At 64.8% G+C, this 8,585-nt stretch carries 10 protein-coding genes; 2 read left to right on the forward strand and 8 right to left on the reverse strand.

What is annotated here, in order from left to right; genetic code table 11:
- The 6 genes from AC2VOU_RS05600 to AC2VOU_RS05625 all read right to left on the reverse strand — a co-directional run.
- A partial coding sequence (locus tag AC2VOU_RS05600) for an MCE family protein (protein ID WP_486956475.1) occupies window positions 1–853 on the reverse strand: 853 nt, incomplete at its 3' end.
- On the reverse strand, window positions 850–2,064 hold the full coding sequence (locus AC2VOU_RS05605) for an MCE family protein (RefSeq protein ID WP_486956476.1): 1,215 nt from the start codon (window positions 2,062–2,064) through the stop codon (window positions 850–852). The genes AC2VOU_RS05600 and AC2VOU_RS05605, both read right to left, overlap by 4 nt.
- Before the next feature lie 7 nt (window positions 2,065–2,071).
- On the reverse strand, window positions 2,072–2,941 hold the full coding sequence (locus AC2VOU_RS05610) for an MlaE family ABC transporter permease (protein ID WP_486956477.1): 870 nt from the start codon (window positions 2,939–2,941) through the stop codon (window positions 2,072–2,074).
- Between the two features lies 1 nt (window position 2,942).
- Window positions 2,943–3,737, reverse strand: coding sequence for an MlaE family ABC transporter permease (locus tag AC2VOU_RS05615; RefSeq protein WP_486956484.1), 795 nt, complete (start codon window positions 3,735–3,737; stop codon window positions 2,943–2,945).
- Between the two features lie 172 nt (window positions 3,738–3,909).
- A complete protein-coding gene (locus AC2VOU_RS05620) occupies window positions 3,910–4,941 on the reverse strand; it encodes an NAD-dependent epimerase/dehydratase family protein (RefSeq protein ID WP_486956478.1) in 1,032 nt (343 codons plus the stop codon).
- Window positions 4,938–5,441 (reverse strand): nuclear transport factor 2 family protein, encoded by a 504-nt coding sequence (locus tag AC2VOU_RS05625; RefSeq protein WP_486956479.1) that lies wholly within the window; start codon window positions 5,439–5,441, stop codon window positions 4,938–4,940. Before AC2VOU_RS05625 ends, AC2VOU_RS05620 begins: the two co-directional genes overlap by 4 nt.
- A gap of 57 nt (window positions 5,442–5,498) precedes the next feature.
- On the opposite strand from AC2VOU_RS05625, the gene msrA reads away from it, so the two are divergent.
- A complete protein-coding gene (gene msrA / locus AC2VOU_RS05630) occupies window positions 5,499–6,017 on the forward strand; it encodes a peptide-methionine (S)-S-oxide reductase MsrA (protein ID WP_486956480.1) in 519 nt (172 codons plus the stop codon).
- A 2-nt stretch (window positions 6,018–6,019) separates the two neighbouring features.
- Here the strand turns inward: msrA and AC2VOU_RS05635 are convergent, their stop codons facing one another.
- A complete protein-coding gene (locus AC2VOU_RS05635) occupies window positions 6,020–7,348 on the reverse strand; it encodes a cytochrome P450 (protein WP_486956481.1) in 1,329 nt (442 codons plus the stop codon).
- A gap of 109 nt (window positions 7,349–7,457) precedes the next feature.
- Between AC2VOU_RS05635 and AC2VOU_RS05640 the strand changes: the two genes are divergently transcribed.
- Window positions 7,458–8,075, forward strand: a complete 618-nt coding sequence (locus AC2VOU_RS05640; RefSeq protein WP_486956482.1) for a TetR/AcrR family transcriptional regulator — start codon at window positions 7,458–7,460, stop codon at window positions 8,073–8,075.
- Between the two features lie 102 nt (window positions 8,076–8,177).
- On the opposite strand, the gene AC2VOU_RS05645 is transcribed toward AC2VOU_RS05640, so the two are convergent.
- The coding region (locus tag AC2VOU_RS05645) for a fatty acid desaturase family protein (RefSeq protein WP_486956483.1) at window positions 8,178–8,585 on the reverse strand (408 nt) is incomplete at its 5' end.

Raw genomic sequence — 8,585 nt, forward strand, 5'->3', positions numbered from 1 at the left:
CCCGGTCGCGTTGATCGTTGAGCGCGCCGGCCACTGTATCCAAGCGGGTGACTGTGCTGCGCACCAGCGCACGGTTATCCGAGAGCAGGTCGGCGATGGTGCCCGCCGCGCTACTGATACGGGCGGCTCCATCGGCCAAGGGGGCGGCGCGTTCTTTCAGCCCAGTGATCAGCCCTTCGAAATGGTCGATGGTGGAATCGAGTTGGTCATGGTGGCGTTCGGTGGTTTCCAGCACGGTGCTCAGGTTGTGGATCACGTCGCCGATGGTCTGGTCACTTTCGGCCAGCCGATCGGTCAGCTGCGCGGTTTGGTCGAGGATGTCGTTGATGGTGCCGCCTTCGCCCTGGAAGACGGTGATGATCGACGACGCAATCGTATTGACCTTCTGCGGATCTAGCGAACGGAACAGCGGCTTGAAACCACCGATCAGCGCATCGAGGTCCAGCGCCGGTTGCGTCCTCGCCAGCGGAATGAATCCACCTGGCGACAGCGTTCTTTCAGCGTTTTCGCCGGACCCGCGGCTGATTTCGAGGTACCGGTTTCCGATCAAGTCCTGGTAGCGGATCTGGGCTGTGGTCGACTGGTAGAGCCGTACCGAGCGGTCCACCGTGAACTCCACCCGAATCCGCTGGTCATTGTCGACCAGGTCCACCTTCTTGACCTTGCCGACTTCTACCCCGGAGGCGCGGACGAATTGTCCGGTACGCAGCCCACTGGCGTTGCTGAACTCCGCAGAATAGGTGTTGGTACGGTCGAACCGAATTTGACCGAAAACCACGACAATGACTGCAGTGAAAAACAATTGGACCGACACGACGGCGGCCAGGCGGGCGATGGTTCCGTTGATTCTCATGGGTTGATCGTGTACTCCCCGTACTGGCGGCCCCACACGTATTCGGTGGCCAGCGGCTGGCCCAGCTCGAAGTGGTTGTAGGGCGCAATGCTGTTGCCGGAGTCCATCACCAGATACGGCGCGGGCCACAGGTCGCGGGTGATCGGCTGCCAGCAGCCCGGCTTTCCGTACGGTCCACCGCGACCGTTGACTCTCGGCAGGTTGTCCGGATACACATATGGGTTCTCGGCCCCGGTGATCGCCACACCGAGTTGCGCCGCGTAGTGGTTGCCGCTCTCCAACTGGGCGATCTTGGGTGCGACGTCGGCGAAGTTACGGATAGTGCAGAACAGTTCTGGGCTGTAGGTGTCGAGCAGGTGAGCGGTGGGCTTGAGGTCGGCGGCAAGCCGCTCCAGAACGGGTCTGGCGCGAGTGAAGATGTCGTTTCCGTTGTTGGCGAATCCAATTGCCGCCAGCAGCGCGGCGTCGAGTTCAGCCTGACGGCGGTTGAGCGTGCGCGCCGTCGTCACCGCGTTGTCGATCGCGTCGAACAGGTCCGGCGCCGCTTTGGTGTAGACGTCGCCGAGCGCCGCGAGTTGCCGGATATCGTGCCGAATGGTCGGCATGCGGCGGTTTACGTGGTCGAGGATCTTGTTACCGTTGACGATCGACCGGCCGAACTTGTCGCCCAGCCCAGTCAGCGCCTGCGCCGTCGCGCCGAGGGTGAGGTTGACCTTTACCGGGTCGACGTTGTCGGCAAGCTCGACCAGCGTCTGGAACACCGTGTTGAACTCCGTCGTGACCGAAGTAGCCTCGATCACCGTTGACGGCGTAATCCGCTGCGGTGCAGCTTCTTTGGGAGAGGTCAGCGACACGTACTTGTTGCCGAACACCGTTGTCGCCGTGATCTTCGCGATGACGTTACGCGGGATCAGGTCGACGTATCGGGGATCCACGTCGAGGGTGAAGCGCGCCGCCGGATTGCCGCGGTGCTGGACTTCGGTGATGTCGGCGACCCGCCCGATACTGACGCCGTTGAAGGTGACCTTCGAGCCCCGGTCCATCACCAGGCCGGCCCGCGCGGCCAGCATCGTCAGCGTGGTCTTGGGCGTGAAGTCGCCCCGAAACTGCCCGTACACCAACGCCAACAGCAGTGCGCAGGTCAGGAAAAATCCAACTCCGGCGGCGGTGTCCGGCCACGTTCGCGAGTGTCGCTCCTTCTTGGCGGTCATCGTCTGCTTACACCGTGAGATTGAAATTCGGGTCGACGCCGTAGAGTGCAAGCGACGTGAGCAGCACGACGATCACCGTGGACACCAACGAAAAACGCATCGACCGCCCGACTGCTTCGCCTACTCCGACCGGGCCGCCGCTGGCGGTATAGCCGTAGTAGCAATGGGTGATCATCACGATCACCGCCATGACAATGACTTCGCCGCCGGACCAGAACACGTCCTCGGTGCGGAGAAACGTCCGGAAGTAATGCTCGTAGGTGCCCTCGGATTGGCCGTAAAACAGCGTGGTGACAACCTGTCCCGACAGAAACGACATCACCAGCGCCATCGCGTAGAGCGGGACGACGACCACCAGGCCGGCCATCAGCCGGGTCGATACCAAGAACGCCACCGACTTGATGCCCATCACCTCGAGCGCGTCGATTTCCTCACTGATCCGCATCGCGCCCAGTTCGGCCGTCGCGCCCGCGCCGACCGTCGCCGCCAGCGCGACCCCCGTCACCACCGCGGTGACGACACGGACGTTGGCCAGCGCGGCGAAGAATCCGGTGAATGCCTCGACGCCGATGTTGCCCAGCGACGCGAAGCCTTGGATGGCGATCAGCGAGCCGCCGGACAGCGTCACGAATCCGACGATCGCCGCGGTTCCGCCGACGACCGCCATCGCGCCGGTGCCCATCCCGATTTGCGCGATCAGGCGCAACGTCTCCCGGCGGTAGCGGCGCAGCGCCCAACCGGTCGACCAGGCACTGCCGACCGAAAACCTGGTGAGCTGTCCGGCCTTGTTGATGCCCCGGATCGCGCCGCGGCCGTAATGATCGAGCCCTGCGACCGTGCGCGGAAACCGCGCGCGCAGGACGGTCGCGGTGGCCACGTCAGCGACCCGTCCCGAACCGGACGCCGATGGTCGTCAGCACCACATTGACCGCGAACAGCGAGAGCACACACAGCACCAAGGTTTCGTTGACGGCGACACCGACGCCCTTGGGGCCACCTTTGGTGGTCAGGCCCCGGTAACAACCGACCAGGCCCGCGATCATCCCGAAGATCGCGGCCTTGATGGTCGCGATCACCACCTCGGGTAGGCCGGTGACCAAGGTCAGGGTGGCCAGATAGGCCCCGCCCGAGACATTTTGGAGCTTGACGCCGAACAGGAAGCCGCCCACCAGCCCGATGGTGATGACGGTTCCGTTGAGCAGTGTCGCAACAACGGTGGCGGCCGCCACCCGCGGCACCACCAGCCGGTGGATGGGGTCGATGCCGAGAACCTCGAGGGCGTCGATCTCTTCGCGGATCGTTCGTGCACCCAGGTCGGCGCAGATGGCCGTCGACCCCGCGCCGGCGACGACCAGCACGGTGGTCAGCGGGCCCAGTTGCGTCACCGCCCCCAGCGCGGCACCGGCACCTGAAATGTCCGCTGCGCCAAAGGCTGCCAGCAGCGTGTTGAGGGTGAATACGATCAGCACGGTCAGCGGGATGGAGACCGCCACCGTCGGCAGCAATGCGACCCGGGTGATGAACCAGGTCTGGATGATGAATTCGTCCCAGTGAAAAGGCGGACGGAACAACGCTTTTCCCGTCAGGATGCACATCCGGGCGAATCCGCCCACGGTCGCCAACGGTGGCGTGATCTGATCGCGCACATATCCGACCAGTCCGATCGGCACCATTGCCGTCATCGACCCACCCACTTCGCCGACGGGGCGGCGCGTGGGGCAGGGGCACCTGCATCAGCGCAGCGGCGCCACTGCTTCACCATGGGTCACACTATGTAACAAAAACCGTTCCGGTCACACGAGACACGCGGACGGGACGGCGGGAGAAGTTAAGGACGATTCCGGCCTATTCGGACGGTGTGGGCTCGCTGTCCCGCTTGGCATTCTTCAGGTTGGCCCAGAATCGTGCGGACTCCCGGATAGATTCCTCGACAGGCCTTGGCTGCCAACCTAATTCGCGGGCGGCTTTACCGTGGTCGACCGGAGCTTCGGCGCGCATCATCCGCACGGACCGCATGCTGAGTTCGGCATCCTTACCGGTCAGCCGGGCCCGCAGGCTGCCTAACATCCCCATCGCGTAGAGCACGGGCACCGAAATGGCCCGCCGCGGCGCAGGCACACCCACCTCGTCGGCAGCGATCTCGACCACGTCGTTCAACGAAATCATCCGCTCGGAGATGATGTAGCGCTCGCCGTTGCGGCCCTGCTCGGCGGCGATCAACATCGCCCGCGCCGCGTCGTCGACGCCGACGGCCTCCAACTGAATGCCGTTCATCAAAAACGGCAGCTTGCCGAAGACCGCACCGGCGATGAACGCCCCGTGCGGGGTGCGGCCCCAGTCGCCGTCGCCGTAGGTCGTCGACACGCACATGGCGACGGCGGGCAAGCCTTTCTGCGCGGCATAGCGCAGCACCAGATCCTCGGCCTGCACCCGCGATTGCACGTACGGGGTCAGCTTGCGGCGGTCGATCTGCTCGGTCTCGTCCGCGACATGACCGTGCCGGCGGGCCATGGTCGCGTAGGTGCTGGTGAACACGAAGCGCTTCAGCGTGGCCGCGAGGGGCTCTTCGACCGCAACGTCGAGGACGTTACGCAACCCTTCGACGTTGGTACGGAACAGCGGCGCCGGATCCTGCAGCCAGGCCCGGGTGTCGACCACGCAGTAATACACCTGTTCGCAGCCCTGCATCGCGTCGCGCACGGTGGCGGTGTCGAAGACGTCACCGTGAAAGCGGGTGACGGCGAGGCCGTCGATGCTGCGGGTGTTGGCGCCTCGTCGGACCATGACGCGGACGTCGGCACCTGTCGCCACGAGTTGACGGGTGACATGCGAGCCCAGGAAACCGTTGGCGCCGATCACCAGTTTCGGAGCACTCACTGTTTTCCTCCGTAGGTCTGCAGCCAGCGCGCCGCGTCATCGTCAAGTGTGCCAAGCTTTTCCGCCTTCTTGCACCACTGGACCCCGGCACGCAGGAAGCGCAGCGGGTTGTAGATGTCCTCTTGGCGAGACCACGTGCCGTCGCCGGCGTAGGTGACGATCGAGATGTTCGTCGCGCTGATGATCGTCCCGTCGCCGGGGTCACGCATCGGGTTGTCCAACTCGCAGATGATCCGCCCGGTTGCCTCGTCGATCACCGACCACAGCGACGGAAACGCCGTCATGTGGCTGCCCGGAAAGGTCGACATCGTCTGGCGGATCCAGCTACGCACCTCGTCGCGGCCCTTCATGGTGCCGGCGGCGTGCTCGATGTAGTCGACATCCGGGGTGTAGTGCCCCACCCACTCGTCCCAGTTCTTGGTCGCGGCGGCGTGCGCCACGGTCTGCTCGAACGTGTCGAACGCGGCGGCGAGTTCGTCACGGCTGAAAACGTGCTTCACGCAAGAAACTAGAACACGTTCTACTGCGGTTTGTCGAGGAAGTGGATAATCGACAGGATGACGGAATACAAGAAGGCAATCCTGGCCGGCGGCTGCTTCTGGGGCATGCAGGACCTGATCCGCAAGCAGCCCGGCGTGGTGTCGACCAGGGTCGGCTACACCGGCGACCCCCACGTCCCGCACGCCACCTACCGCAACCACGGCACCCATGCCGAAGCCATCGAGATCACCTATGACCCGGCCGAGACCGACTTCCGGACGATTCTCGAGTTCTTCTTCCAGATCCACGACCCCACCACCACGAACCGGCAGGGTAACGACATCGGGACCAGCTATCGCTCGGCGATCTTCTACCTCGACGAGGACCAGCAGCGCGTTGCGCAGGACACCATCGCCGACGTCGAGGCATCAGGGCTGTGGCCGGGCAAGGTGGTGACCGAAGTCAGCCCCGCCGGCGATTTCTGGCAGGCCGAGCCCGAGCACCAGGACTACCTGGAGCACTATCCCAACGGGTACACCTGCCACTACATCCGGCCGGACTGGAAGTTGCCACGACGGGCCGCCGTCGAGAGCTGACCCTAGCGTCGACGGACCGTGATCATCCCGCCGCCCTTGGGGGTGTAGGCGACACCGCGGGCGTGCAGTTTCTCCCCGGGTGCGGGCGGTGATTCGATTGTGAAGGGGCGCAACACAGGTCGGAGCACCACGCCCCTCTCCCTGGTTGCGAACACCGCGCCCACGCAGCGGCGGGCCCCACCGCCGTAGGGGATCCAGGCGAAGCTGGGCGGCTTGGTCCCGACGAAGCGCTGCGGATCGAAGCGGTCGGGGTCGGGGAAAAGTTCGGGGTCACTGTGCAGCCGCGAAATGCTGACGATAATGGTGTGCCCCTGCGGGATCGACCAGTCACCGAGTTCGTAGGCCGGGGCGTAGACGTGGCGACCGATAGCGTCGATAACCGTTCGGCTGCGCTGTGTTTCCAGAATCGTGGCCTGGCGCAACTCGTTGTCGTCGGTGTCGGCCTCGTCCGCCAGCGCGGTCAGCACCCCGGGGTGTCGGCTCACCCGCTCGAAGGTCCAGGCGAGCGCCGAGGCGGTGGTCTCGTGTCCGGCCGCCAGCAGGGTCAACAACTCGTCGCCGATATCCTCGCGCGTCATGGCCGAACCGTCCTCGTAGGTGCTGCGCAGCATCAGCGCCAGCACATCGGCGCGGTCCTCGAAGTACGGGTCGCCGTTTTCGTCGTCGATGAGCGTGTCAACGATCGCGTCGTACCGGGCCCGCCACTCGACCAAACGTCCCCACGGCGTGTAACGGCCATAGTTGCGTTTGGGTTTGGGCAGCGTCGCCAGCCGCGAGCCCAGCGTGACCCACGGCGGGATGATCCTGCGTAGCTCGTCGAGTTCGGCTCCCTCGGCCCCGAATACCGCACGCAGGATCGCGTTGAGCGTGATGCGCATCGTCGACGGCAGCGTGGCGAACGGGACACCGTGCGGCCAACTCGCAATCTCGCGCAGCGTCTCCTCTTCGATGATGGTTTCGTAGTTCTTGACGCTCTTGCCGTGAAACGGCGGCGCCAGCAGACGCCGGCGTTGGCGGTGGTCGTCACGATCCAGCGCGAACACCGACCTCGAACCGAGTAATCGGCTGAGGTTGGGCTGGATGTTGCCCAGAATGTCCGGGCTGGTGGTGAAAACCTGTTTTGCCAGTTGCGAATTGGCCACCACCGCCATCGGCCCGTAGATCGGCACATGGCAGGAGAAGACGTCGCCGTAACGGTGCGACATCTGGTCGACGAATTGGCGCCGAAACAGCGCGAAAGTCAAGCCCTGCAGGGCCTTTGGAATCTGTGGGCCAGGGGGCAGCCGGACGGCGGACGTGGCCGAAGCCACGCGCTTTTCGACGGTGCTCATAGCGGTGCACTCCCCACGTCGTCGCGGTACCTCCCCGTACCACGTTGCTGTCCGGTACGGTACCGTCTGGTACCAAGGGCTGGCAAGGGCTCATGGCAAGGGAGGCGCCGTGCCGACGACCGTCGTTGACGGCGCGACTCCGTCCGGATCCGCCGCCATCGACCCGTTCCGGCAACGCCTACTCGACGGCCTCTCAGCGGCGATCGACGAGCGGGGATATCGCGCCAGCACGGTCGCCGACATCGTCCGGCACGCCCGCACCTCCAAGCGCACGTTCTACGACCAGTTCGCCAGCAAGGAGCAGTGTTTCCACGAGTTACTACATGCCAGCGTGGAACGACTCAGTGCGCAGATAAGCGCTGCAGTCGATCCACAAGCCCACTGGCAGAGCCAAATCCGGCAGGCCGTCGAGGCCTACGTCGGCTACATCGAGGCGACGCCGGCGCTGACGCTGGCCTGGATCCGCGAACTCCCGGCACCCGACGCCGCGGCGCGGCCATCGCAGCGACGCAACACCGAACTGCTGACCAGCGTGCTGGTGGACCTGAGCAACAACCCGGCCATGCGCAACGACGACCTGCCACCCCTGACCCACGCCAAAGCGGTGATCCTGGTCGGCGGTTTGCGTGAACTGACAGCTCAGGTGGTCGAGGACGGACACAGTCCGCGCGAGATCGTCGAGCCCGCCGTGCAAGCCTCGATCGCGCTGGTCGGCTACCGCTACTGATCGACGATGCCACACAGGGCCGACGACATCGCGAAAGTGCAACTGCCGAGGCGTTTCCCGAGTAGACCCGTTGGCAGTCGCACTCTCGCGAGGCGGTCGCGCTCAGGCCGCGACGAGTTCGCGTGCCGTCGCCTTGACGTCGCTGCGGTTCTTCGGCGGCATGGCCAGCTTGACGATCTTGCGGACGACGGTGCCGAACTGCCTGGGCAGCGAACCAGCGTTGTAGGGGATGCCGTAGCGCTTGCAGATCGCCTGCACCTCGCCTGCGATCTCCGGGTAGCGGTGCGCCGGCATGTCCGGGAACAGGTGGTGCTCGATCTGGTGCGACAGATGGCCGGACAGGATGTGAAAGAGCCGGCCGCCGGTCAGGTTCGCCGAACCCAGCACCTGGCGGAAGTACCACATGCCGCGGGACTCGCCCTGCGTCTCCTCGATGGTGAATTCCTGTGTGCCGTCCGGGAAGTGGCCGCAGAAGATGATCATGTACGACCAGACGTTGCGCATCAGGTT

This window comes from Mycobacterium sp. TH-M25 (assembly GCF_057473665.1).